The sequence below is a fragment of the Gudongella ferriphila genome, assembly GCF_046224405.1.
Lineage (GTDB): Bacteria > Bacillota > Clostridia > Tissierellales > Tissierellaceae > Gudongella.
Map to the genome: position 1 here is coordinate 1 of NZ_JBJXRK010000004.1, position 25,129 is coordinate 25,129.

Sequence of the window (25,129 nt, forward strand, 5' to 3'; positions counted from 1 at the left end):
CGGTTCTTTTTGTGTTACTTTTTGCTTTAAAAAACAAGGCCCGCCATTTAGACGGGACCTTGTTTTATTTTGGGTGTGGGGTGGCACACCTTTTGGGTTTTATCGATAATAACCGTTATTTGCTTTTAGTTTCCAGAGTTTCCTTTGGAATTTCCTACTCCATCAGGTTTTCCAACTCCGTCTGGTTTTCCTGCTTCATCAGGTTTTCCTGATCCTTCTTCAAGTTCTTCCATATCTTCAGGATTTCCTACTCCTTCTGGTCTACCTACATTTTCAGGTTTCCCAACATTCTCTGGTTTACCTTTATCTTCAGATCTTCCTTTTTCTTCTAATATATTAGATTCGTCCTCCTGGAACTTGACTCCATTCTTTTCTCCTCTGGATTTGGAGAATTCTTCCATGATAATCTTGGACAATATCTTGTTATCATCTTCATCCTCATCATCCAGATCATACTCGTATCTTAAATCATATAGATAATCTTCTACATCCTCTTCCATAAGGTTCTTAACTATATTGTATCTACCTGGTGTAATCCCAAGGTCTTTGGCTTCTTCAACATCTGCTGTTGTAAGGCCGTTCACTTTTACTTCTTCATTCGCGGCAATTCTAGTTCTTACATTGTTGGTAAGCTCTTCTGTACTATCATCATCCTTGGCTGTTGTGGTAGTAATTATATACCCTGCTTCCCAGTCAATATTATAGTGATCTTTCAGATACTCAAGAACAGACTCTAAATCCATTTTTCCCAAGTCCTTATCAATTGAGACTTCTTCTCTGTTTTCATCTCTAATGAGAACATCAAGAACCTTATCGTACTTATTAACCCTTATAAGGATCTCGTGACCTTCTTCTTCAATCATGCTTATTTCATATTCCGGTGTTGCATATACCCATGTGCCAGTTCCAATCATTGCAAATATCAATAATGCTGCAACAATCGGTGCCCATTTTCTGTGTGAAAAAATACCTTCCTTCATGTAAATCTCATCTCCTACCGAATAGTTTTTATTGCGGATTTTGGATACGGATCCATCCGCCTTCATAACAACCGCTCTTCCTTTTATTATTTCAAGTATTACCGCCTTCATAGCTATTCCTCCTTGACGTATCTCAGGTACTCTGAGAGATAGGGGTAATCCCCTGTCAGTATTTCCATTGCAGCTATTATATATTTACGGTGTCTCTCTATTGTTTTTCGGGGTAGGTTGAGATTTTTTTCAATGTTTTTTATGGGAATTGTTCCCGTACGCTTAATTTCAGACACCATTTCAGTGTTTTCCAGCATATGCCTTAGTATCCTCTTGCAGGCATCTCTCGTCTTTCCAGCCTTGGGTGAGTTCTTTGCTATGTCGGAAAAGTCTATACCGTATTCCTTGAGGGTTTCTCCAAGGGCATGTATCTCCAGTCTAAGGTTATCGTTATATCCCGTGTCTTCCACTTCACCGTACATGTCTTCCGTATGAAGTTCTGCGGCTTGCCTACCGTTGGTTCTGAACCAGTCGATGAGCCTGCTTCTAATGATCATATCTGAGAAGGTCAGGAAGCTTCCCTTGATGGGATCATACTTTTCAATAGCCTCTGAAAAGGCAGACAGGGCCACAGACCATTCATCATCGCTCTTGGTGACAAAGCGTCTTGAAGCCTTGGAGGCTGACTTGAGAATAAAAGCCTCGTGGAGCTTGATGAAATCCTCCAGTGCTCTTTCATTCCCTCTTATTTCTGATACATTTCCCCTATACTCTGCCATTCATGATCCCATCCTCATTTAATGTCCTACTCTTATATTACCACCGAAACGATATTGTAATATTAATTTTGGATTACAAGAGGATTTTAAACAAGAAAAACGGCACCTTTATCTTAACAAGGCGGTGCCGGATCCTTATGTGGCAAAATATTCTTATTCCTGTTTGAGATAGGTGAAAGGTCACCCTGTCTTTTTCTATCTCGTGGTTATAATTACTGATCTCGTGGTTCCATCCCAATCAACCTGCTCACCCAAAGCCTCACCTACAAATCTAAGAGGTATATATGTGCGGTTGTTGATTATGCGGGCAGGTACCTGGATGACAACAACACTGCCATTTACTGTCGGCTGGTTGCTGCCAATAGGGATTCTTACAACAGTTCCTCCCCTTATTCCAGTTGCAGTTTTTGTGGAAGCATCCCAGGATACATCTGCTCCCAATGCTTCGAAGAAGCCGCGCATGGGAACCAAGGTTCGACCATTTTCAATGGTAGGCAAATCCTCCAGTTGAAGAAGCTGGCCATCCAGAAAGATGGTGATCCCACTATCTCCAGCAGGTGGCTCCACAGGAGGCTGCTGGGTTGTCCCTTCGCCATTGGAAGGTCTCAGAGTCACCAGCTGGCTAACCCATTGGGATTCCAGGGACTCTCTTGGGTCATCATACTCCCATGAGTAAGCGATTCGAGAACCGGTTGCCCCTGCAGCCAATCCGACTTCCTCTACAGCTAGGATAGAGTAGTCATTATCTCTATCCCATTGCTGGTATACTCTGTTCATTCCATTGGGTGTCTCTAGGTTTGCCAGCTCCTTTATACCGTAGAAGCCAACAATCATTGCTCCTTCTTCAGCAGTTATACCATTTGCTACCATCTGGTTCTGTCCTGTGGACTCACCATAGCCTCCTTGTCCGCTGGAAGCTATAATGGGACTTTCGGCAACCCCTGAGTAACGTATTATGCCGCCAAGTGCTTCAACGCTTTGTGAAAATCTCCAGGTGTAGCTTGCCGGCTCGTTGCTGTCTGCGGTTTTCCAATAGAGTACCTGCCCGATATCCGTGTAGCCGCCACCTTGGTAGGCATCAGTTGTAACAATATGGTTCCAGCCACCAGGATGTGTAATGGGCCAGGCGTCACGTCCCTTTTCATAGGTTATCTGCGCTATTAGCAGATCTCCAGATTTAACTCCGGAGGGTATGTTGATAGTTAGGGTTTCCCTATCCCCATTAACCGCTGTAGTGTGACTTTCAGCTTTAATTGATGTGTTTTGGGCAATAGCTGCATTAAGTTGTGAAATGGTAAATACCATGACCAAGGCCATTAACAGTGCGATTGATTTTTTCATTTCCTATTCCTCCCTTTGTCCTTTGTAATAGGTTAACTCCTGGTGCCATGTTTTTATTGCATGGATAATATGATTATTTTTGTTTCCCATTGATACCCTTTGGTAGGGATAATCATCCTTGAATAATGGTTTCTTTTAGTGTGAGGCTGGACATAACCGGCACAAATCCCCTTGTTTCAAGGACTCCAGACTTGACATTATTTGTGACAACTCCAATATTTGATAATGATTTTATCTCTTTGCAGGAGTATAATGAAGTTAATATATGCTTGATGGTCGCATCGAAAACCTAAGGAGGTCTTATTATGAAAAACAGGGTAATTGCATCAATACTTGCATTTTCAATGCTCCTTCCCCTTGCAGGATGCGGCGGCGGACAAAAGCAACAATCATTGTCCGAAAAGCTTCTTGCCGAAGCTGTACTTAATGAAGAAAATCTTTTTCTGGAAATCCAGGGGGTTGAGCTTAAACTTCACCCTGCCATTTTGACCAATGATGTAAATGCAAGCATCTACAAGGTTTCAAATGCACCTTACCTGGATCAAGAGGGAGATATTGAACTGGATGTATATGATTTCAGGCTTGATGGAATGAACAAGGTCGAAGGAGTGATCCAGCTTACCGTTCCAATGAGTCTTCCAGAGGGAAACATCCCAGGAGCTGCATACCTTGACGAAGCCACGGGACAGTGGGAACCAGTAGCGTTCCACTATGATAAGGCTACCTCCTCTGTGATCATCAAGACCGATCACCTCTCAAAGTACGGTGTGTTCTCAGTTGCCAACGAAGGGAGCAGACGGGCCAGAATAGAATTCCTCGGCCTATTCGGCGACGACAAGGATGAAGAGTTTGCAGCTGCCATTGAGGAATACTCCATTGGGGGAGTTCCTGGCTCCCAGTGCCTTGAAATTGGTGTCGGTGCCGCTGGAGACGCTCTTCAGATCGGAGGGGACATCCTGGGAGGTATGGTTCAAGGCGCAGGCTATCTTGCCTACGGTGAGGATGTTCTTTCCACTGTAGGTGACCACCTTGGAAGTATCGGGCTCTTGCTCTCAGTGGTTCAGATTGGAAACAGCATATACAACGGAAACATCAATGAAGCTGTTGTAGGGTCCCTTAAGACATCCTTTTCATACGTTTTGGGAAAGGTCACCTCAAAGCTTAGCAGCTCGGTTATGTCAGCCAGCATGGCTTCAGTGGCAATAATTGACTATTCAATCAACAAGTTCGGCACTACAGCCATTGAAGGGCGGGCCGACATATACAGGGAAGCATACTCAATCTACTACCAGAAAGGTCGCCCTGGCTATAAGGGCTCAAACTATTGGTTTGATACCTTCTACCCCATGTTCAACGATCCAGGTATGACCGAGGAAGAGCTAAAGGCCAAGATTGATGAGATTGTAACCTCCCACTGCAATGAGTTTTGGGTCCCGGGAATAAACAAGGATGGTGTTGAGGCCTATATGTCTGAGGCAAGGGAAAACCTCAAGTTCACAGGTGGTGCTGGCTTGAACCAGGGCCTTCAGGATACCATCAGCCAGGAAAGACGGGCCATCCTCTATAATGATGTGCTGCCTGGGGTTTTCAGCTTCATTGCCCAAACCATAAACATGAACAACGAGAACAGGTTGAGGGCTCAATACAAGGAGCTTGCAGACTACCTCAATACGTCGGTCTCCTTTAGCGCCAAGGATCCGAAAAAAACCTACGCCAAACACCTGGTCAGGTTCTCACCCCTTAACGATAAGGCCCTTGTGGATAATTGGACTGGCAAAATCAGGGATGATGGTAGTTTGAATACTTCCTTTACATTGTATGGACACATGTATGCAGGTGCACCAAATGGTATTGATATCTACAAGCCAGAAGCTGACCTGGATAAGGACGCTCCAATCAAGACGGTGAAGTTCATGGTTTCTCCACCTGAGGTTGAGGTTGTACTTAGTGAGGATACTGACAAATTTGCAAGCCTTGTAATTGATCGAACTGCTGAGGAGCTTACATCAACCCTGCTTCAGGTTGATGAGTACAAGTCCGCCTACTACGACGATGTATATCCTGTACCCCTGCAGCATATGTTAACTCAGCAGCCAATCCCAATTTCAGAGGAAGATGGGGTCCAGGCATTTCTCCAGGGAAGCTGGGCAGCTGAAACAGTAAGTGGAGATAGTGATGCTGGTGAATGGAGTACATCATACCGTTATGATATTGAAAAATTTGAACTGGACATAACCAATAATCAGTTTTTGGAACTACCGATTGCTGGAACTGACAGGAAGGCCCTTCTACTGGATGGAATCGGTACCTACAGCTATCAGGTTACGGTAACTACTGTAATTGAAGGGAAACAGGAGGCTCTTGCCTTATTCGAGAAGGCGTGGGTAAGCGCCAGAAAGACAAACACAACCACCTTCACGTCCTCAGGAGAAGTATTGCTGTACTCACTCAGCAATGCAATTGACGGCTCCAAGCCAGTAAACCTTACGGATACAAGTATTGAAAACCTAGAGACCACAAAGATTGTGCTGGAATTTCTGAATCCAACCAGCCAGATACATGGAACGGTGGATCACTACAGTAAAACCGTGTGGGAGGACGAGCAGGAGAAAGAGGAAACCGAGACCTACGATATCCCAAATCTCTATGCAAGTAATATAATCAAAAGCGGGGATAAGATCTATTTCAGATATCCTGCCCAGTAGGAGAACGTACACCTGAACCCTTAGAACCCCGCCCTTTGAATGTAAAAACACCGTCATCTGGTTGCTCAGTTGACGGTGTTTTCTTCTAAATCCTTGATTCCGGACTTCAGCCTTTCAGCGGTAATTTAAAATCAATATCCAGCTCCTTGCAGATATCCCTTATCTCCTCCAGGGTTCCTCCGTTTAGAAGGATCCCCTTCTCCATTCTGTCCTTCAATGCCTCAGCTTCCTTTTCTCCGTGGGTGTAGATCCTCTCTGCTCCCTCTGCCTTTTCACTGCCTCTGATTTCCTCAAGATATGCTGACAGATGCTTTTTTATCTCTTCCCTGTCTCCGAAGATCCCGGGATCAATTGCAAGGAAGCCGTGACTGCAGCCGTCCACACCATCCCTCAGGCAATAGTTGCTGGTCAGTCCCATGGACATGATTGATGAGAAGATTTCCGCCATCATACCGTAGCCATAGCCCTTGTGTCCCCCGCTTGTTTCCTGGGAGCCTCCAATCGGAAGGATTCCTCCTCCCTTTCTTCCTGCTATGTTATCTATGACCTTTGCAGCTTCCACAGTTCCCTCTCCGTTCTCATCGATTGTCCAGCCTTCTGGCATGGGCTTGTCCAGTTTCTTGTATACCTCAAGCTTACCATGGGTCACAACCGTGGTGGATGCATCAAAGAGGAAATCATAGGGGTCTGCAGGCATGGCAAGGGCGATGGGGTTGCTTCCGATCATGGGCATCCTCCCGTAGGTTGGAACCATTATGGCACCGCTGTTGGTGAATGCCAGTCCAAGAAGTCCCTTGTCACTGGCCATCTTGGCATAGTAGCCTGCAATTCCAAAATGGTTTGAGTTCCTTACAACCACCATTCCCATCCCTGACTTCTGGGCCTTCTCAATTGCCAGCTCCATACCCTTGTGGGCAGCAAGCTGACCCATTGCGGACTTTGCATCGATTGTTGCGGATACCGGAGTCTCAAAGACAACCTCAGGCTGGTTCTCCACCTTCATCATGCCGCTTTTTATGCCTCTGTGATACATTGCCATCCTTTGCACACCGTGGCTTTCAATTCCGTAAAGGTCTGAAAGCAATATGACATCAGTGATTATCTCACTTTCCTCCCTTGTGAATCCCGTCCTTAGAAAAGATTCCCGGCAGAGACCCCTTATTTCTTCATAACCGATTCTGTAATAGCTCATATGTTTCCTCCCAAGTTCTATTGTTTTGTCTAATACCATTTGTTAATTGTCAAATCAGGAAAGCAGCATCCTGTCATCAATAAGCATCTTCTTGCTCTTGTCCCTGTAGCTCTCCATCAAGGACTCCAGGGTCATATTCTCCCTTTCCTGACCCTGAATGTCAAGGATCACCCTGCCGTCATCCATCATGATTGTCCTGTTTCCAACTGACAGGGCCATCTTTATGTCATGGGTTATCATCATGGTTGTAATCTTCTTCTCCCTTACTATCCTTTCGGTGATGCCAACAATCTTCTGGGCATTTACGGGATCCAGGGCTGCAGTATGCTCATCCAGGAGCAGGAGCTTTGGTAATCCTATTGTGCACATTAGAAGGGTTACTGCCTGTCTCTGACCTCCCGAGAGATTCCCAACCGGTGTCTTCATCCTGTCCTCCAGGCCCAGGTCAAGGGTTGAAAGCAGGTCTCTGAAATGATCAACATCCCTCTTGTTGGTGGCAAAGATTCCTCCCCTTGATTTTTTCCCATATGCCAGGGCCAGGTTCTCCTGAATGGTAAGTGAAGGTGCCGTTCCCTTTAGGGGGTCCTGCATCAGCCTCCCTATCCCTTGCGCCCTTATATGTTCAGGCAGGTGGGTTATGTCTTCTCCATCAAGCTTTACTGAACCCTCATCCACAGGAAATTTTCCTCCTATGGTGTTGAAGAGGGTGGATTTTCCCGCTCCATTGGAGCCTACGATGGTTACAAAATCCCCTTCCTTCAGGTGCAGGTCAAGTCCCCTTAGGGCCTTCTTTTCACCTATGGTTCCCTTTTCAAAGGTTTTGTGTATATTATCAAGCCTCAACATATCCTTCGGGCCTAGCCCTTGCCCCCTTCCGGTTCAATCCTAAGTCTTCCCTTGCCTCCCGCTTCCGTTCTCCTTTTGTCCCTTCTGGACCTGCCCCCGTAGGTCTTCTTCAGGTAAGGACCGGAAAGGGCAGCCATTACAACAATTGCCGATATTAGCTTAAGGGCGTATGGGGGGAACAGGTCAACCTTAAGTGCAAATGCAATTATGACCCTGTATATTATGGAGCCTCCGATTGCTGTGAAAAGGCCGAAGGTTACTCCTCTTTTACCAAGAAGCACTTCTCCTATTATCACTGATGCCAGGCCTATCACCACGATCCCCGTACCTGAGCCCACATCTGAGAAGAGCTGGTACTGGGTGATCAGTCCTCCAGACAGGGCAACAAGGGCGTTTCCCATTGCAAGGGCAATGCACTTCATCCTGTCTGCATCAAAAGCCGAGGCCCGGATCATTTCCTCATTGTCCCCGGTTCCCCTTATGGCAAGGCCTGTCCTTGTCTTGAAGAAGATGCCTGCAACAAGGGCCATTGAAACGGCGATTGCAAGGGCCAGAAGGGTTCTGTTTCCAAGGATGGAAAAGATGGTTTCATTGCCAAGGATTGAAAGGTTCGCCTTCCCTCCCATAACGCCAAGGTTTACTGTATACAGGCCGGTCATTACGATGATTCCCGAAAGTATGGGATTTATCATAAGCTTCGTCTGCAAGAGTCCAGTGCATATGCCTGCAGCCGCTCCTGCTACCAGGGCTGCCACAAGGCCCAGGACCGGGCTTCCTCCTTGTGTAAACAGGGCGGTGGTTGCCATTCCAAGAACAAAGCTTCCCTCCACCGTCAAATCAGGTATGTTTAATATCCTAAAGGTTATATATACTCCAAGAGCCAGTATTCCGTACAGAAGCCCAAGCTCTATGGATCCTATCAAAAGGGTCATTGCAATCTTCCTTTCTCTTGATTATTTGCCCACTGTCACAAAGTCCTCCTGGAGCTCCTCTGGTATCCTTACTCCAAGCTTGTCTGCAATGCCTACGTTGATTACATTTGCATATTCCGAAACGGTCTCCACAGGATTTTCCCCAATGGACTCACCGTCGATTATCCTAGCTATCATCCTTCCTGTCTGTTCCCCCAGAAGGTTGTAGTCGATTCCCACTGTTGCAAGACCACCATCAGCCACCATGGAGTCCGCTCCCACATAGATGGGGATTCCTGCCTCCGTTGCCACCTGTGAGTATGTAGCCATGGCCGAGGCCACCATATTGTCATTTGGTGTGAACAGTGCGTCCACCTGACCTACAAGGGATGATACAGCCTGCTGGATATCTGCTGTGGAGGTTATTGAAACCTCCCTGTATGGGATTCCTTCCCTGTCGCAGTATTCCTTTGTGTTGTCAATGCTTGCGGCTGAGTTGATCTCACTGCTGTTGTAGAGGAATCCGTAGGTTTTGACATCCGGGGTGAGGACCTTTGAAAGCTCTATTATATCTTCAACGGGTATTGAATTTGAAACCCCGGTCACATTCCCCTCAGGCTTTGAAGGGTCCTTCACAAGGCCCGCCTCCACAGGGTTGCTTACGGCTGCAAAGACTATTGGGATATCGCTTGTTGAGGATAGTGCAGCCTGGGCTGCCGGAGTTGCTATTGCGACTATCATGTCCACCCTTTCACCAATCAGGTTCTGCATGATTGACTGGAGAAGGCTCATGTCTCCATTTGCATTTTGCATGGTTATCTCAACCCTGTCACCCATACCCAGCCTCTCAAGCTCCTCCACCATGGAATCCCTTGACCTGTTCAGTGAGGGATGGTCCACAGGCTGGACTATTCCTATCCTGTACCTTTCATTTTCCTTTGCCTCTCCAGGTGCTGTACATCCTGTAAGTACCACCATTGCCACTACTCCTGCCATGATTGCTGCCAACATCTTTTTCATTTTGACATCTCTCCCTTTATGTTTTTTGTATTGGCATCAGGCAGGTATATATACAAAAAAATCTGCCCTTAAAATAAGGACAGATTATAATCTGCTATACCACCTTATGTTTATGTTAATGCTAGAATGCCAACACATTCCTTGCCGTTAATGCCGGCTTACAGCTTGGATACTCGAACCTGTCTACACAGGTCTTTCGCCTCGCCCTCAGTGGGGAATTTACCGATCAGCATCTCCGCAGGATTTCCACCATCACCTGCTCTCTATTGGCGCTTGTTTCGATTTGACTTCCACTTCATCGGTTTGTTGTATTAGATTATATGGGCTGAAAAATTAAATGTCAACAGCTAATTTGAAATTAAAATAAAATCATCTTTCATTTCCTCAGGAATCACAATGCCAAGTGCAGCTGCAGCATCCATGTTTATCATATTTGCATATTCAGCTATCTGTTCAACGGGATTGTCGGATATTTCCCCGCCATCAGCTATTCTCTTTATCATCCTCCCGGTCTGTTTCCCAAGAAGGGTGTAGTCTATTCCAACAGTTGCAAATCCCCCGTCCTTTACCATGGAATCCGCACCCACATAGATGGGGATTCCCGCCTCCGTTGCAAGCTGAACATAGGTGGGCATGGCTGAGGCCACTGTGTTGTCGTTGGGTGTAAAGAAGGCGTCCACCTCTTCCACAAGGGACGATACAGCCTGGTGAAGGTCCGCGGTTCCTGTGATTGTCACTTCCCTGTAGACAAGGCCCTCCATCTCAAGGTAGTCCTTGGCCCTTTCGATACCAGTTGATGAGTTGATCTCGCTGCTGTTGTAGACCAGTCCGTAGGTCTTGACACCAGGGGTCAGGACCCTTGAAAGGTCCAGTATGTCCTGGACAGGGATGGAGTTTGACACTCCCGTGATGTTTTTGTCCGTCTCTGAAAAGCTCCTTACAAGCCCTGCCTCCACGGGATTGCTGACGGCTGAAAAAACAATCGGAATATCTTTTGTTGAAGCCATTGCCGCCTGGGCCGTAGGTGTTGCGATGGGCACGATCATATCCACCTCATCCCCAACAAGATTTTGCATTATCGTCTGAAGGAGGTTCATGTCCCCGTTTGCGTTGTGGAAGGATATTTCAACCTCATCTCCCATACCAAGCTCATTGAGTTCACCTTCTATTGCATCCCTGATCTGGTTCAGGGATGGGTGGTCCACGTGCTGAACGATTGCTATCTTGTAATTCTCACTTGTTGCAGCTGACCCTCTTGCACACCCTCCCAAAAGTCCAACAACAAGTGTTCCTGCCATAAGTAATGCCAACATCTTTTTCATCCTACATCTCTCCTTTTGTTTTGTTAGATTTTTGTATTGGCACTCAGGCAGGCAACTGCAAAAAACAAAAAATCTGTCCTCAAAAATAAGGACAGAAAAAATCTGCTATGCCACCTTAAGTATTAAAAATCAATCACTCCATTTGTTTGTGGAGAGATTATCATCCTGGAATGCCAACACATCCCTTGCCGTTAATGCCGGCCTACAGCTTGGATACTCGAATTACTCTTTCACCTCGCCCTCAGTGGGCCATTTGCCGAACAGCATTTCCGCAGGATTTCCACCATCACCTGCTCTCTTTTGGCGCTTACTCGGTTTGATTTCCACTTCATCGGTTTGTTGTATTAGATTATATGGCTTGGATATTTTGTTGTCAAGGGCAATTCTAAATGTTTTTTTCAGGAAGGAATTTGATGTTCCCTTCCATCCTGTAAATGTGCAGCCTGTGGAGGGCCCTGGTCATGGCAACATACAGGAGCTTTATGTCCAGGTCATCATCCCCAAAATCCTCCTCCATACTGGCCAGTACCACAACGTCAAACTCAAGACCCTTGGCCAGGTAGGAGGGGACAATCATTATCCCTGCATGGTAATCCTCCTGCTTCTCATCAAGCAGCATCACATCACCCAGGCCGCTTTTATCAAGATGCTTCTTGAAGGCCTTTGCTTCATCCATTGTCTTGCAAACAAGGGCTATGGATTTGAAGCCCTCCTCTTTTGATCTTCGAAGCCTTTTCACAACCTTTTGAACAAGGTCCTTCTTATCCTTGAAGCTTATTATTTCCGGCTCTTCACCATGCCTGATCACCGGCTTTGCAAGAACTGTCATGGTGTCCTTCCTCATGTCAATGACCCTGTTGGCCAGGTCCATAATTTCTATGGTGGTCCTGTAGCTTTGCTCAAGGTGCATAAAGGAAATGTCATCATCAAAGGCATGGTAGATCACCTCTTCCCAGCTGTCAATCCCCCTGTAGGAATGGATTCCTTGTGAAATGTCCCCAAGGAGGGTGAACATCTTGGTGTTTACGACGGATCTCAATGCCAAAAGCTGGAATACGCTGAAGTCCTGAGCCTCGTCAATTACAACGGATTTGATTCCCAGATCCTCCTCAAATCCAAGGAGCCTTTTCTTCATATAAACAAGTGGTGCAAGGTCCTCAAGCTCGATCCTCTTCTTTGCCAGAAGGTCACCTGTTGTATCACAGAGATGTTCAAGACTCTCTGAATCAAGCTCCCTCTTGCTGTACCTTTCCATCACCCTGGGGTCTGTCACCAGGTCTGTGTACAGCTGGAAGAGGTCAAGCTTTGGGAATTTTGACATGTAGGACTTGACCAGGTTTTTTGACTCCTTAGCTAGCTCCTCAAGCCTTTGGTCCCTGATGTCAATGAGCTTTACAACCTTGAGTCTCGACTCCTCAGAGCCGTCGGAGGAATGTCTCATATCCTCGATCCTGTCGTTATAATGGTTCTCAACATCCTCTATGATATTCTTCCTGGACTTCTTGAACCTGGTGCTCAACAGCTTCTTAAGGTGGTCACTTCTCTTCTTCAATGGAAGGTAGTAGAGCTCATCCTCCATAAGGCCTCTGATTTCATCCCTGGACATGATTACATGGTCCGCAAGCACAAAATCCTCATCAGGGGTGTAGCTCCTTTCAACATCCGACAGATAGGCATCCACAATTTCCTTGAAATGGATGCTTCCCTTGAATTTTGAAGCCCATCCCAACAGGTTCCCGCCCTCGTCTTTGGACCTTATTATTTCCTGAATCTTGTTCCCGGAATCAGCAAGCCTATGGCTCTTTCCCAGAATTTGATGCATAAAGTCAATATAGGTGGTCTGCTTGACCCTCTCAACCCCAAGCTCTGGAAGCACCTCAGAAATATAGTTTATGAAAAGCTTGTTGGGAGCTAGTATCATCAGCTCCTCAGGGAAAAATTTATCCTCCAGCCTGTAGAGAAAGTATGCTATCCTGTGCAATGCAATTGTCGTCTTTCCACTTCCGGCAACCCCCTGAACCAAAAGGGGTTTTCCTATGTCCGCCCTGATTACACGGTTTTGCTCAGCCTGTATGGTTGAGGCAATATCTTTAAGCCTATCCTCGGCATTTTCCTCCAAAGCAGCCTGCAGGAAGGCATCATTGGCTGTGATGTCTATGTCCATGATGTCCTTAAGCTGTGCGTTTTCAATTGTGTATTGCCTTTTCAGGGTCATTTCACCCTCCTGGACCCCGTCATCGGTCTGGTATGAGTTTTCGCCAATTCTACCCTCGTAGTAAAGGTTGGCTATGGGAGACCTCCAGTCCACTATTAGGGGCATGGCGTCCTGGGCCTTGAAGAGGGATGTCTTTCCGATATATATCTTGTCCTTCTTCTCGCCGCCCTCTTGCTTGAAGTCAATCCTTGCAAAATAGGGCTTGTCCTTTGTCCTTTGCAGACTTTCATAATTTCTTTCCGCTATCTCCATAAACTTGGTGTTGATCAGGACACTGATGTAGCTTTGGGAGCTGTCAAGATAGTCCAGATTCTCCATTGCCTCCTGGATATTGGCCTTGTAGAGGGTCTTGTATTCCTCGGTTGCCTCCAGAGTCTTCTTGATGTATTCGTTGGTCAGCTCGAGTCTGTCCAGCTCCTCCTTAAGTTCTTCCTTTGATAGGTGCTTCATTTAATTTCCCCTTCCTCTGTTTCCTCAGGCTCCTCCGGTGCCGGTGATGCGAATGATGCCAAGGCCCCAAGTATGGGGAATGCCATCATAAGGATCAGTATCTCGTTGTAGCCTCCAAAAATATCATATGCCATGCCAAAGGGCAGAGGCCCCAGAGCAGATCCAACCACCATGGATGTCATTGTTATGCTACGTATGCTTCCAAGATGTGTGCTTCCAAAGTAGTTTGGCCAGATTACACCAGTACTCACTGAGTCAAAGGCCATAAAAATTCCGTGAAGGACTGCATAGACAATCAGGAGTCCAGGACTGTCCCCAAGGAAGATAGCCAGAACAACTCCCAGATAGAGTATATAGTTGAAGCCCTTCACAAGGTGGACCTTTACATTGTCCACCACAAATCCCGCCACAAAGGTCATGGGAAATTGGCTCAGGGCCATTATGCTGAGGATCGAGGCGGCAAATGCCGATGAAAATCCCTTTTCTCCAATGATTGACACTATGTGAAAGGTTATCCCTGTGTTTATCATGGAGGGAATGGCCATGGTAAGGAGGAGGAGCCAGAAGGCCCTTGTCCTTACGGCCTCCTCCAGTCTCCACGGGTAGCTGCTCACTCTGATTTTCTTTGCCGGCCTGAACCTGTTCTGGTCCAGGTCATGGTCCGTATCCCCATCCGGCTTCAGTCCCTTGTCTTCTGGCCGGTTTCTTATGAGAGTCCAACCTACAGGTACCATTACTGCAAGCAGAAGTATTGTCCATGTTCTCCAGGCAATAGCCGCCCCGAAATGAACAAGCATAAAGTTGTTTAAGGGAGGTATGGCAGCTGAACCCACAACTCCACCCAACGCCATAAGGCTAAGAGCCTTTCCCCTGTTTCGCTGGAACCATGCAGGTACAAGGGTGTTGGGCAAAAGTGTCATTGATCCCTGCCCCAAGAGCCTAAGTAAAAAGAAGCCCACTACAAGCATAAGGGGCGTCCTTACAAAGCTCATCCAAAGGGCAGCCATTCCAAGTGCAAATGAAATTGCAACAAGCATCCATCTCTGGCCCTTTTTGTCTATGGCCCTTCCTATCACAGGCAGGGTGAAGCCTGCAACAAGTGTCGCCATGGAGTAGTAGCTTGAGACCTGTGTCCTTCCCCAGCCAAAGGTCTCAACATAGTGGTCGATGAATATTGACACGGAATAGGTCTGTCCGGGACCCGAGAAAAACAGGGTCAGGGCCGCCACAGCTACAATCATCCAGCCGTAGAAGGGTTTTTTTGATTCATTTATCTCAATCTTTGATTTGTTCATTTTATGCCTCAATTCTTTGATGGTTTCTTGATTCAAAGGTTAAGTATATCAAAAATCGGCTACATAATCCAGCAAACATGGAAAAAGGTCCTCCAGAGGAAGGACCTTTCATTAGGCTGTCTTAAACCAGCCTCTTGTGTTATTCGCTATCTTAACCAAAAGCAACATTACAGGGACCTCCACAAGCACCCCTACAACCGTCGCCACTGCAGCCCCTGAAGTCAGGCCGAACACTGAAATCGACACTGCAACCGCCAATTCAAAGAAGTTTGACGCTCCGATCATTCCGGCAGGTGCAGCCACATTGTGGGGCAGCTTCCAAGCCTTTGCCCACATGTAGGCTATGAAGAAGATCAGGAAGGTCTGGATTATCAATGGTATTGCAATCAGCAAGATGTTTATTGGATTTTCAATTATGATCTGACCCTGGAATGAGAAAATGATGATCAGGGTAAGAAGCAGTCCTCCGATTGTAACATTGTTGAACTTTGGAATATAAACCTTTTCAAAGTATTCAAGCCCTTTGTTTCGTGTGATTACCGTCCTTGATACAACCCCTGCAACAAGGGGGATCACTACAAACAATACCACTGAAAGGAAGAGGGTTCCCCACGGTACGATTATATCACTTACCCCAAGTAAAAGTGCAACTATGGGTACAAAGGCAACCAGGATAATCAGGTCGTTAGTGGCAACCTGGACCAAGGTGTATGCTGGGTTTCCCTTTGTAAGGTGACTCCACACAAATACCATGGCCGTACATGGCGCCGCTCCAAGGAGCACAGCTCCTGCCAGGTACTGCTTTGCCATCTCCCCGTCGATAAGATTGCTGTAGAATACATTAAAGAAAAGGTAGGCTATGGCAAACATTGAAAAGGGCTTTATCAGCCAGTTTGTTACCCATGTTACAATAAGTCCCTTGGGGTTCTCCCCAACCTGCTTTACGCTCTTGAAGTCAACCTTTAGCATCATCGGGTAGATCATCAGCCAGATAAGTATGGCCACTGGAATTGATACACTGTAGTATTCGAATCTGCTTAGGAATTCCGGTATCCCTGGCAGGTATACACCGATTGCCACACCGACTGCCATACAAAGGGCTACCCATACTGTAAGGTATTTCTCAAAAAAACTGATGCCGGACAGGTCTTGTTTTGTCATTTCATCGCCTCCATAAGAATATATTGATTATTGCAGTTCAAACAGTGAAAGGACAAGTTCCCTTTCATTGTTTATGGTCTGACATGTATATGGACTTTCCACATACGCACTACATTTTTTAAGGTCTTCAATGAAAACTCCCTCGGAACCAAACTTGTTCTGGAGGTATTCCATAAGCATCCTGTTTTCCTTCTTGAACTGGTCGCTGATCCTGTAGTGAATCCACTGGGCATCCTTGTAGCCGGTTATGATCCCCACATTCTTGAGCTTTCCAAGATGCCTTGATACATTGGACTGGGTCAGGTCAAGAATCACCTCGAATTCACATACGCAAAGCTCATAGTTGAAAAGCAGATTAAGGATCCTCAGCCTGTTCTCATCCCCGAGAGCCTTGAAAATATTATCCAAATCAATCACCTCTTATATGCGTATATTTGATTTCACTCATATACTACAACAAAAAAATAACAATGTCAACATGAACTTTTCATCTGCCAGATGAATTCATCATCTGGCAGATTTTCATTAAAGCATTGCCTTTATCTCTTCAACCGTTGGAACCTTGCCCTTTACCTTTACCTGCTCGTCAATTACAAGGGCAGGAGTTGCCATTACCCCGTAGGACATGATTCCCTGAACGTCCTCCACCTTCTCGATTGTTGCATCGATTCCAAGAGCCTTTACTGCCTCTCTTGCGTTCTCCTCAGTTTTCTGGCACTTTTTGCAGCCTGTTCCCAAAACCTTGATTATCATAAAATATTCCTCCTTGAATTTATTTATATTATTTAATACGATTTATCTTTCAGCTGGAACCAGCAGCACTGAAACCGGTGATTTCCGGACCATGTCATGGCTTACGCTACCGATGAATATCTCCTGGAGAAAGCCTCTTCCCTGGGTTCCCATGACCACTAGTGTTGTGTCTGACTCCTTGGCATAGCTTATGATTTCATCCGATGGCTCCCCGAAGAGTATTTCCACCTGGACCTTTTCCACTCCAGCCTTAACAAGCTCTGCTTCCAGTTCCTGAAGCCTGTCCATAATATCTCCTGTGACTTCATCCCCTGTATTCTTTTCTGCCACATGTAGGATGCTGACATTTTTAACTCCTGCCTTTACCATTTCAAGGATAAGGTCAAAGGCCCTCATGGAGTTCTTTGAAAAGTCCGTTGGGAAGAGGATGCGGTCTGTTATGTCGCACTTCTCCACCAGGTGCTCATCATCGTGTAATTCCGTTATCCTGACAACAAGGGTTGGTATTTTGGAATGACGTATTATCTTGTACTCCATGCCACCCAGGAATTTCTCCCACAGGATGGAATGTGTAGTTCCGCCAACTGCAGCCAGGGAATAGCCCTTATCCCTTGCAAGCCTGTTTACCTCATCGTCAGGCTCTCCAATCTCAACCTTCGTCTCCACCTTATATCCCAGACCTTCAAGTATTACCGTCTGTTTTTCGGAATATTTCTCCAGGGTCTTCTGATAGAATGAAGAAACCTTGGCTCCTCCTTCATAAGGGTCAAGACAGTACAAAAGCAGGCATTTCTTTGCCCCAAGTCTTCTAAATCCCTTCATGCATTCAGTTAGATCATTCTTCTCAGAGGATGGCTCCGAGGATATGATTATCTTCTCAAACATTTTAACCCCTCCCCATAAAGGCTTTTAAGTAACAGGATCTACTTTTATTCATGCTGTTCTACTTGATTTATACCCCTGATTTATTGGGCTTCATAGCTAATTGTTGAGAATTGTGGATACAATTCTAAATAAACAAGTGCCCCAGGGCGTTGAAGCCGTATCCTATTATGAGTATTCCAAGAGTTACTATGCCTGCAAATATGACCAGCAGCTTAGTTTTTACAACCTTCTTAAGCAAAATCATGGAAGGAAGTGAAAGTGCTGTAACAGCCATCATAAATGAAAGTGCCGTTCCGATGCCAACTCCCTTTGTGACAAGAGCCTCTGCTATGGGAAGTGTTCCGAATATGTCAGCATACATTGGCACTCCCACAAAAGTTGCAAGTACAACGGAATACCACTTGTCCTGGCCAAGTATGGCTGAAATGACGCTCTCAGGTATCCAGTTGTGGATAAGGGCACCTATTCCAACTCCTATAAGGATGTAGAGCCAAACCTTGTTGATGATGTCTAGGACCTGGTCCTTTGCAAATACAAGTCTGTCCCTGGTTGTTAGCTCATCCTGCTCTCCGTTGGCCATCTGATTTCCAAATACAAAGGGTTCAACATACTTTTCAAGCTTTGCTATGCTTATGATGGAGCCACCGATAACTGCAAGTATCAGTCCCACCACAACATATGCTATGGCTATTCTCCAGTTGAATATACTTGCAAGGAGCAGTACCGATGCAAGGTCAACAAGCGGGGATGATATAAGGAATGAGAAGGTGACTCCTATGGGAAGTCCAGCGCTGGTAAATCCGATGAACAATGGGATCGATGAACAGGAGCAAAATGGCGTCACTGTTCCTAAAAGTGCTCCAAGGATGTTTGCAGTGATTCCCTTGTACCTTCCAAGGATTTTTCTGGTCCTTTCGGGTGGAAAGAAGCTTTGGATATATGAAATTGTGAAAATAAGAAATGATAGCAAGATAAATATCTTTACCACATCGTAGATGAAGAAATGTACACTTCCACCTATTCTTTCGTTTATGTCCATTCCGAACACATTCTCTACAAGCAGTTCTACAAGGTTGTACAGCCACTCCATTTTCAACAACTGGCTGTTAAGCCAACTGAAAATTGCCATTTTATCACTCCTCTGTCTATTCTAGTATTGATATGGGATTACACTGATCCAGGTACTTTTCCTTTTCGGAAAGTCTTTTAATATCCTCCTGCACCTGGGGATAGTCATGAACATTTTCCAGAATCCCTTCAATTATCCCATTGAGTATTTCATTGTCCTTCTTCAGACTGTAAAAGACAAACTTTTCCTTTCGTTCGTCCTGGACCAGATTCAGGTCCCTTAATTTGGAAAGGCTTTTTGATATCTTGGGCTGGGACATGTCAAGAACCCCAACAAGCTCGCATACACAAAGCTCTTCCTTGTGAAGAAGAACAACAACTCTAAGTCTTGTCCCGTCTGACAGGACCTTAAAAAGGTTGGTAAGTTGATCCATAATTGTCTCCTTTCAAGAGTCATATTCTCATATGCACTTATGAGTATATGTATATGTTACTCCCTTGTCTCATACTTGTCAATCCTTTTGGGTAAAATTCTTCAAAGAAAAACGCCAATGATTTTCCCATTGACGTTTTTCTCAAAATCTTAATATTTAGATTCAATTTCCCTTATCCTGTTGTAGATTTCCTCATTGATTGGAGTGGGAACACCATGCTTTTTCCCCAGCTCCAGAACCATTCCGGAAAACAGCTCAACCTCTGATTTTATCCTGTTCAGCCCGTCAAACCTCATTGAAGGCATCCCCTCAGGGTTCAGGGAATCAATCAGGGATACGTAATAATTGATGTCCTCTTCCGTGATTCTAATGCTCTCCTTTTCTGCTAGCTGGACAACCTCCCTCATGGCAGCGATCATCATTTCTCTTGCCGGTCCGGGTTTCTGGATTGTATCGTAGTTTCCCTCATGGATCATAAGCACCTGGTTTACACCTACATTGAGCATGAACTTGCTCCATAGTCTCTGCATAACATCATCTTCAAGGATATAGGGGAATCCCGTCCTATCAAAAATCTCAAGAACCTCCTTAAGCTTTCTCTTTTTCCCTTCCGTCTCCTGGTCTATTCCTATCCGGACCAAACCCATTTTTGTGTAGTCAAGATTATGTCCGCTTCTGATGGGGTCCATCCCCTCTGCTATGGTGTAAAGCACCTTTTCCTCACCAAAGGCTTCACCTATGATCTTTTCGCTTGTAATACCGTTTAGAAGCGAAATGATTATTGTATCCCCGGATACCCTGTTCCTTACTGTCTGGATTGCCTCCTCAAGGCCTGTTGACTTAACTGCGAATATGAGAAGGTCGGCAGGCTCACCTTCCTCATTTCCAGAAGCCAGATTAAAGTCATACCTCTTTCCGTTGATGAGCCTCTCCACTCCTGAGTACCTCTTGAGCCTCTTTTCATCCATTACAAATTGAACATTTTCCCTTCCTAGCCTATCCATAAGAAGGCTGCCAAATATCAGTCCAAGGGACCCCATTCCCACAATTGAAACCTTTTCTATAGCCAAATTTCTACACTCCTTTCGAGAATCTCAGTAAATATTAAATATGATTATACCACTTTATCTGCATAAATATAATACGCCAACCAAATTTTGGCTGACGCATTAAAGTTAAATGACAAGGGGTTTAAATATCAATATCATAGCTAGAATGATCTTGGATTTCTGGTTTTCATTAGTGCATCAAAGATTATTCCGTGACCCAGTGTTGTTGGATGTGGGTCAATCAATACTGGTGGCATTTGATTGGTCCATGTGAGCTTAAAGGCCACAGCATCAGCTTCCTTGGAAGACGCCTTCTCTACCCTGGCCAGGGTTACCCTGTTCTGGGTTCTCATCATTGCCATGTTCATTGGTCTGACAAGCTCTTCATATCTGTCATAGAGTGCCTTGTTGTCATCCTTTTCGATTGGGTTGTAAAGGGTCATGGCTATAATCTGGGCATCCGGGTTTATATTTTCAATTTCATCCAGAATATCTGGCCAGTCTGATAGGAATTGGGCGGTTCTTGCTTCAAGCATCCAGCCCAGACTTCCCGGTTCAGAGCTTAAGGCTGATTCTGTGAATGCTGCAAGCTTAATATTCCATGACATCTCGCCTTGATAACCAATTGTATATAGAAGAGCCTGCATAAACTCCTCTGATGTATCATAATCTAATGGATCAACATCATACAACTCAGCCACTGCACCAATAACTGGTGTCAGCATGTTATTGCCTCCGATGCTTATGGTAATAACATCGGCCTGCATTACAAGACCTTTAAGCTGAGGACTATCCTGCAATCCCTTCAGCAGCTCCATGCTGTCCAGTCCTTCAACGCCTGCATTATATGCTCCGCCAGCTCCTGGATATGGCCAGTTTCCGTCAAGTCCAAAGCTATCCTCAAGATAGGCTGCATAAAGTTCGAAGTAACTCATTCCAGGGTCTGCACTAAGTCCAACTGCTATTGAATCTCCTATATTCAAGTATTTAAGTCCTTCATCCATATCCGGTCTCGCCGCCAATGCCTGAACTGGCAACCCTATAAGTAATACCAATATCATTATGATAGGTAAAAATTTTCTCTTCATATACTCATCGCCTCCATAATACAAAACAACAAAAAACCGACCTTAGATGGTCGGTTACGCCCCGGTTCCCTTAAGAGCATAGGCGTCCAGCTTACTCTTAAGATCATTGCCCCCTTGTCTTTTAACTATGTATTTTCGTTAGACTTATACCCATCTGATATATGCCGCAAACCAGAGGCAAGGAGAAGATTGAGTGACTGCCCCTTGCCTTGGTCCATTCTTGCTTCCTTGGAACTATTTCTTCCAATCCACACTGACAGGCTTCTGAAGCCTTTCGCTTGTCTTGGGTGCCTTGCTTTCATTGAAGTACACGTATTGTGTCTCAGGGTCAAGGTAGAAAATACCTTCCCCCTTCAGATATAACTCTTCAGCTGTTGGGAACACGCCCCTTATGTTGAAATAGGTGAGTTTCTTGTTTCCATTATTGAAGTACATGTTTTCAAAATCAACATATGATACTCCCTCAGCTCCAGGATATCTGGTAAATCCTCCATCCTTGAATGGCTCAAGATAGACCCTCATCTTTGTTGAGTCTCCTTTTCTTAGACTTGGAACCTTTACTTCCTTCATTGGAATGAATACATCATAAACTGCCTTATAGCCCTGGACGTAGTTGACGGTGTATCCGTTCAGGCCCTTTTCAAAGTGATTTACATAGGTTGTCCGGTTTTGCCAGGCTGCATCTGAGCTGTAGGCATAATGTGAAGGAAACTCCAGGTATAGTCCAGTAGCTGGATTGACTATGTCATAGTAGCCAAACTCAAAGGTGACATTCGTCTCGATCATTCCAGGAACAGTGGGCTTTTCTGTGGGGTTGCTTATCTCAAGGTCAACATAGGCTGGTCTGTACATATAGTCCGGGTCAAGCTTTAGGAATGGCGCATCTATGGGGTTCTTGTCCGCATAGTTGGCAGCCTGATCAAGCTGCTTGCCCATTTCAACTGTAATGTCCTCAACCAATTGTTCAGTCCAGTCATTCTGTGGAATTCCAGTTTCAGTGAGAACCACCTGGACATAGTAATCCATGCTCATTTCAGCCAGCTGGTCGAAGTTTGGAAGTGTCGGTGGAATTCCCAGCCACATGAGTCCGTAATTGGCCCAGGCCTCCAGAGTGGCCTTAAAGTAGGCCTTGAATGGCTCTCCCAGAGGAAAGATGTTTACTATGGACATTATAAGCTTGTTCTTCAGCCTTGCATATGCATCGCTTACCTGGTTTACGATTGTCTTTATGACACCTGCAAGATCCTTGAAGAAGTTTACCACTCCCGCAAATAGCTGCTGGTACCAGGCTTCGTCCTTATCTTCCGGTTTGGGAATGTGGACCTTTGTATTAAGTGCCAGTACCCTTGGAATCATTTCCTTTTCGTATTCCTCTGGAGTATCTATTCCCTTGTCCTTGTAGTATGCTATATGGGTCATATATGGGTAGAGGATCTCCCCGGTCTGGGAATTCTTGAATTTCGACTGGATCTCATTCCATTTGGGAGCCCTGTATACATAATAGTGCTCCATGTAGTTCTTATCAGGCCATCTTGGCTTTACATACTCCTTGATGCTTATGTCGGGCAGGGAGTATGGAAGCTTGGTCACGTACTTGTATGGATTGTCGCTGTAGTAGGTTACGGGCTTTCCAAACTCGTATTCCATAGTCAATGGAGATGAGTATTTTACCTGGTACTCCCCGGGAATGATTGAAGGTTTAAGCGTTACGCCCCTTACATAGTATTTGATGGCGTCCCCTTCCTTCATTTCATTTACAGGCTTGGCAAACTTGGCTATATCCACCATCACTGTATTTGGATAGTTGCTGTGAACAAAGGGAACAGGAAGGTCATACTCCACCTCATGGATGATATTTGGTGTATTTGGCCACGCTCCTCCTGTGGTTGGGAACTTTTCAGTGGAGAATTGGAGTACTATCCTTTCAACTGACGGGTCGATCCCATTGAAGTGGAACAGCCTGTTGTTCTCTAGTCTAGGTTCAACTCTGAAAATCGGTCTAAACTCAGGATAGTTGGGATACTCTCCACCAACTATCCCCCCTGATGCCACAGGTGTCCACAGCTGAAAGTCAGCGCTGATTTTACCGTCAAAATTGACCTCAGGAATCCTTTCTCCATAGATGACAGCTATGCCCTTTCCAGGGTCTCCTATTGGCTTGCCCAAACTGTCAATGGGGATTGCCCTTACGTAGTAGACGGACCTGTTTGATGTTATGGGCTTGTATCCGGTCTTAAGCTTTAGGGCATCCAGATTTATTGTTGTAGGCTTAATAAGGTCCGTATTGATTGTATCTGTCTTTATGATGTCGGTGTTTATCAAGTTGGTATTTATTAGGCTTGTGTTTACGGTAACCTTAATAATATCGTCTGTTGAGGCCAGCTTAATGCTTGAAAAGTCAATCTGAAACTCTTTTGTCCCTGCCCCCACTTCACCGGAGGCCAGTAGTCCAACAGGACTTTTCCAGTTTGTCTCAAAGCCATTGAACTGAACCTGAGAAACCTGCCAAACTACCTTGGTGGCAGCTGCTGCATCATTCAGGTTAAAGTAGAACCACCTCTTCGATTCCCCTTCCCTGTCCACAAATGCCGTCATGGTGGAATCTGTGTAGACATTCTTCTGCACTTCAGTTGCCATTAAGTTGATGTTGATGGGCTGCAGAATCAAGGATCCGGTGCTTGGCTTGCCAAGTGGCTTTGCTTCGCCGGTGGCAACGTAAAGGTCGATCCTGTCATCATATTGGGGAAAGAATAGATTTCCACCCTCCATGGCTCTGAAGTTCTCCAAGGGATTGGTCAGGTTTAGGATATTGCTGTAGGTTGAGATGATCCCCGAATTGTCCTCAGGCAACAGAATTCCAGGGTTTTGCAGTATCGGTCCCTGGGGCTCCCCATCCTTGAAGCTTACATAGGTCCTTTTCATAAGTACGATTGCCTGTTCCCTGGTTGTGTTCTGGAGGGGTCCAATGAGGTTGCTTCCTATCCCCTTCATTATGCCGTTTCCATATGCGAACCTTACTGAGTCCATTGCCCAGGATGCTATCTGGTTCTGATCGGAAAATGGAAACTCCCCTGTGTAGCTCTCCTGTATCCCAGTTAAGGCAACCTTTAAGGTCCTGTGTATCATTACACAGATCTCCTGTCTTGTTATGTCCTTGTATGGGGCAAATTCTGTTGCGCTCACACCCTTCACAATTCCCAGATGAAATGCCTTTACAATATCCTCATTCTTTGTGTCCTGGAAGGGATTAACTCCTCCCATTGCCTGGTTCCCTGACAGGGCTTCATAGAGCCTGACGGCAAGGATGCAGAACTCCTCTCGTGTGATATTCTTCCTGTAGCTATTCATTACACCAGGATATGTCAGATCAAGGTTGTATGCTTCAATAAGCTCCTCCTCTGCCCAGCCGCTCTGGGTTCCATCAAAGATTGATGATTGCGTTTCCGCCACAAGGCTTGAGGAGCTTCCAAAGAGTATAGCAAAGACCAACAGGAAGCTTACGGCTTTTTTAATCTTATTTTCATCTCACTCATTCCTTTCCTTTTCTGATTGTGCTCTTCTCAGTGGATTTATACCCACAATCGTTCATCGCATTAAAGTTTTAAAGTCATCGGCTTGAAATTTACAAAAAAACTGCAAACACA

Annotated in this window: 20 protein-coding genes; 1 reads left to right on the forward strand and 19 read right to left on the reverse strand. The window is 45.5% G+C overall.

Features of this window, described 5'->3' with window-relative positions; genetic code table 11:
- Positions 1-125: 125 nt before the first annotated feature.
- From ACKVDP_RS04205 to ACKVDP_RS04215, 3 genes are all read right to left on the reverse strand, one after another.
- Complete coding sequence (locus ACKVDP_RS04205; RefSeq protein ID WP_409227560.1) at positions 126-1,091, reverse strand: anti-sigma factor domain-containing protein; 966 nt, start codon at positions 1,089-1,091, stop codon at positions 126-128.
- Positions 1,092-1,093: 2 nt separating this feature from the next.
- Complete coding sequence (gene sigI / locus ACKVDP_RS04210) at positions 1,094-1,750, reverse strand: RNA polymerase sigma-I factor (RefSeq protein ID WP_409227561.1); 657 nt, start codon at positions 1,748-1,750, stop codon at positions 1,094-1,096.
- 195 nt (positions 1,751-1,945) lie between these two features.
- Positions 1,946-3,091, reverse strand: coding sequence for a copper amine oxidase N-terminal domain-containing protein (locus ACKVDP_RS04215; protein ID WP_409227562.1), 1,146 nt, complete (start codon positions 3,089-3,091; stop codon positions 1,946-1,948).
- Positions 3,092-3,396: 305 nt separating this feature from the next.
- Here ACKVDP_RS04215 and ACKVDP_RS04220 point away from each other — a divergent pair, with 305 nt between their 5' ends.
- Positions 3,397-5,796, forward strand: coding sequence for a hypothetical protein (locus ACKVDP_RS04220; protein WP_409227563.1), 2,400 nt, complete (start codon positions 3,397-3,399; stop codon positions 5,794-5,796).
- A gap of 106 nt (positions 5,797-5,902) precedes the next feature.
- Here ACKVDP_RS04220 and ACKVDP_RS04225 read toward each other — a convergent pair whose 3' ends face one another.
- The 16 genes from ACKVDP_RS04225 to ACKVDP_RS04300 all read right to left on the reverse strand — a co-directional run bounded on the left by ACKVDP_RS04225 (position 5,903) and on the right by ACKVDP_RS04300 (position 24,974).
- A complete protein-coding gene (locus ACKVDP_RS04225) occupies positions 5,903-6,988 on the reverse strand; it encodes an Ldh family oxidoreductase (RefSeq protein WP_409227564.1) in 1,086 nt (361 codons plus the stop codon).
- 54 nt (positions 6,989-7,042) lie between these two features.
- Positions 7,043-7,834: an ABC transporter ATP-binding protein gene (locus ACKVDP_RS04230; protein WP_409227565.1), complete on the reverse strand. Its 792-nt coding sequence runs from the start codon at positions 7,832-7,834 to the stop codon at positions 7,043-7,045.
- Positions 7,835-7,845: 11 nt separating this feature from the next.
- Positions 7,846-8,766 carry an ABC transporter permease gene (locus ACKVDP_RS04235; protein WP_409227566.1) on the reverse strand — a complete coding sequence of 307 codons (921 nt, stop codon included), beginning with the start codon at positions 8,764-8,766 and terminating at the stop codon, positions 7,846-7,848.
- A 21-nt stretch (positions 8,767-8,787) separates the two neighbouring features.
- A complete protein-coding gene (locus ACKVDP_RS04240) occupies positions 8,788-9,765 on the reverse strand; it encodes an ABC transporter substrate-binding protein (protein ID WP_409227567.1) in 978 nt (325 codons plus the stop codon).
- Positions 9,766-10,112: 347 nt separating this feature from the next.
- Complete coding sequence (locus ACKVDP_RS04245) at positions 10,113-11,087, reverse strand: ABC transporter substrate-binding protein (RefSeq protein ID WP_409227568.1); 975 nt, start codon at positions 11,085-11,087, stop codon at positions 10,113-10,115.
- Positions 11,088-11,472: 385 nt separating this feature from the next.
- A complete protein-coding gene (gene helD, locus ACKVDP_RS04250) occupies positions 11,473-13,752 on the reverse strand; it encodes an RNA polymerase recycling motor HelD (protein ID WP_409227569.1) in 2,280 nt (759 codons plus the stop codon).
- Complete coding sequence (locus tag ACKVDP_RS04255; protein WP_409227570.1) at positions 13,749-15,047, reverse strand: MFS transporter; 1,299 nt, start codon at positions 15,045-15,047, stop codon at positions 13,749-13,751. The genes helD and ACKVDP_RS04255 overlap by 4 nt, the downstream gene beginning before the upstream one ends.
- A gap of 111 nt (positions 15,048-15,158) precedes the next feature.
- Complete coding sequence (gene arsB / locus ACKVDP_RS04260; protein WP_409227571.1) at positions 15,159-16,208, reverse strand: ACR3 family arsenite efflux transporter; 1,050 nt, start codon at positions 16,206-16,208, stop codon at positions 15,159-15,161.
- Positions 16,209-16,235: 27 nt separating this feature from the next.
- Complete coding sequence (locus tag ACKVDP_RS04265; RefSeq protein ID WP_458306236.1) at positions 16,236-16,616, reverse strand: ArsR/SmtB family transcription factor; 381 nt, start codon at positions 16,614-16,616, stop codon at positions 16,236-16,238.
- A gap of 117 nt (positions 16,617-16,733) precedes the next feature.
- The gene (locus tag ACKVDP_RS04270) at positions 16,734-16,961 is read right to left on the reverse strand and encodes a thioredoxin family protein (protein ID WP_409227573.1); all 228 of its coding nucleotides are present in this window, start codon (positions 16,959-16,961) and stop codon (positions 16,734-16,736) included.
- 42 nt (positions 16,962-17,003) lie between these two features.
- Positions 17,004-17,846: a universal stress protein gene (locus ACKVDP_RS04275; RefSeq protein WP_409227574.1), complete on the reverse strand. Its 843-nt coding sequence runs from the start codon at positions 17,844-17,846 to the stop codon at positions 17,004-17,006.
- Between the two features lie 124 nt (positions 17,847-17,970).
- Entirely contained in the window at positions 17,971-18,975 is a 1,005-nt protein-coding gene (locus ACKVDP_RS04280; protein WP_409227575.1) for a permease, read from the reverse strand.
- A gap of 16 nt (positions 18,976-18,991) precedes the next feature.
- The gene (locus tag ACKVDP_RS04285) at positions 18,992-19,348 is read right to left on the reverse strand and encodes an ArsR/SmtB family transcription factor (RefSeq protein WP_409227576.1); all 357 of its coding nucleotides are present in this window, start codon (positions 19,346-19,348) and stop codon (positions 18,992-18,994) included.
- Positions 19,349-19,497: 149 nt separating this feature from the next.
- Positions 19,498-20,418 (reverse strand): ketopantoate reductase family protein, encoded by a 921-nt coding sequence (locus tag ACKVDP_RS04290; RefSeq protein WP_409227577.1) that lies wholly within the window; start codon positions 20,416-20,418, stop codon positions 19,498-19,500.
- Between the two features lie 140 nt (positions 20,419-20,558).
- A complete protein-coding gene (locus ACKVDP_RS04295; protein ID WP_409227578.1) occupies positions 20,559-21,485 on the reverse strand; it encodes a GDSL-type esterase/lipase family protein in 927 nt (308 codons plus the stop codon).
- Between the two features lie 234 nt (positions 21,486-21,719).
- Positions 21,720-24,974 (reverse strand): S-layer homology domain-containing protein, encoded by a 3,255-nt coding sequence (locus tag ACKVDP_RS04300; RefSeq protein WP_409227579.1) that lies wholly within the window; start codon positions 24,972-24,974, stop codon positions 21,720-21,722.
- Between the last annotated feature and the right edge of the window lie 155 nt (positions 24,975-25,129).

What these genes read in the sequence shown, in the direction of transcription:
- ACKVDP_RS04205 (WP_409227560.1), bottom strand. Translation starts at nt 1,091, where the DNA reads ATGAAGGCGGTAATACTTGAAATAATAAAAGGAAGAGCGGTTGTTATG.
- sigI (WP_409227561.1), bottom strand. Translation starts at nt 1,750, where the DNA reads ATGGCAGAGTATAGGGGAAATGTATCAGAAATAAGAGGGAATGAAAGA.
- ACKVDP_RS04215 (WP_409227562.1), bottom strand. Translation starts at nt 3,091, where the DNA reads ATGAAAAAATCAATCGCACTGTTAATGGCCTTGGTCATGGTATTTACC.
- ACKVDP_RS04220 (WP_409227563.1), top strand. Translation starts at nt 3,397, where the DNA reads ATGAAAAACAGGGTAATTGCATCAATACTTGCATTTTCAATGCTCCTT.
- ACKVDP_RS04225 (WP_409227564.1), bottom strand. Translation starts at nt 6,988, where the DNA reads ATGAGCTATTACAGAATCGGTTATGAAGAAATAAGGGGTCTCTGCCGG.
- ACKVDP_RS04230 (WP_409227565.1), bottom strand. Translation starts at nt 7,834, where the DNA reads ATGTTGAGGCTTGATAATATACACAAAACCTTTGAAAAGGGAACCATA.
- ACKVDP_RS04235 (WP_409227566.1), bottom strand. Translation starts at nt 8,766, where the DNA reads ATGACCCTTTTGATAGGATCCATAGAGCTTGGGCTTCTGTACGGAATA.
- ACKVDP_RS04240 (WP_409227567.1), bottom strand. Translation starts at nt 9,765, where the DNA reads ATGAAAAAGATGTTGGCAGCAATCATGGCAGGAGTAGTGGCAATGGTG.
- ACKVDP_RS04245 (WP_409227568.1), bottom strand. Translation starts at nt 11,087, where the DNA reads ATGAAAAAGATGTTGGCATTACTTATGGCAGGAACACTTGTTGTTGGA.
- helD (WP_409227569.1), bottom strand. Translation starts at nt 13,752, where the DNA reads ATGAAGCACCTATCAAAGGAAGAACTTAAGGAGGAGCTGGACAGACTC.
- ACKVDP_RS04255 (WP_409227570.1), bottom strand. Translation starts at nt 15,047, where the DNA reads ATGAACAAATCAAAGATTGAGATAAATGAATCAAAAAAACCCTTCTAC.
- arsB (WP_409227571.1), bottom strand. Translation starts at nt 16,208, where the DNA reads ATGACAAAACAAGACCTGTCCGGCATCAGTTTTTTTGAGAAATACCTT.
- ACKVDP_RS04270 (WP_409227573.1), bottom strand. Translation starts at nt 16,961, where the DNA reads ATGATAATCAAGGTTTTGGGAACAGGCTGCAAAAAGTGCCAGAAAACT.
- ACKVDP_RS04275 (WP_409227574.1), bottom strand. Translation starts at nt 17,846, where the DNA reads ATGTTTGAGAAGATAATCATATCCTCGGAGCCATCCTCTGAGAAGAAT.
- ACKVDP_RS04280 (WP_409227575.1), bottom strand. Translation starts at nt 18,975, where the DNA reads ATGGCAATTTTCAGTTGGCTTAACAGCCAGTTGTTGAAAATGGAGTGG.
- ACKVDP_RS04285 (WP_409227576.1), bottom strand. Translation starts at nt 19,348, where the DNA reads ATGGATCAACTTACCAACCTTTTTAAGGTCCTGTCAGACGGGACAAGA.
- ACKVDP_RS04295 (WP_409227578.1), bottom strand. Translation starts at nt 21,485, where the DNA reads ATGAAGAGAAAATTTTTACCTATCATAATGATATTGGTATTACTTATA.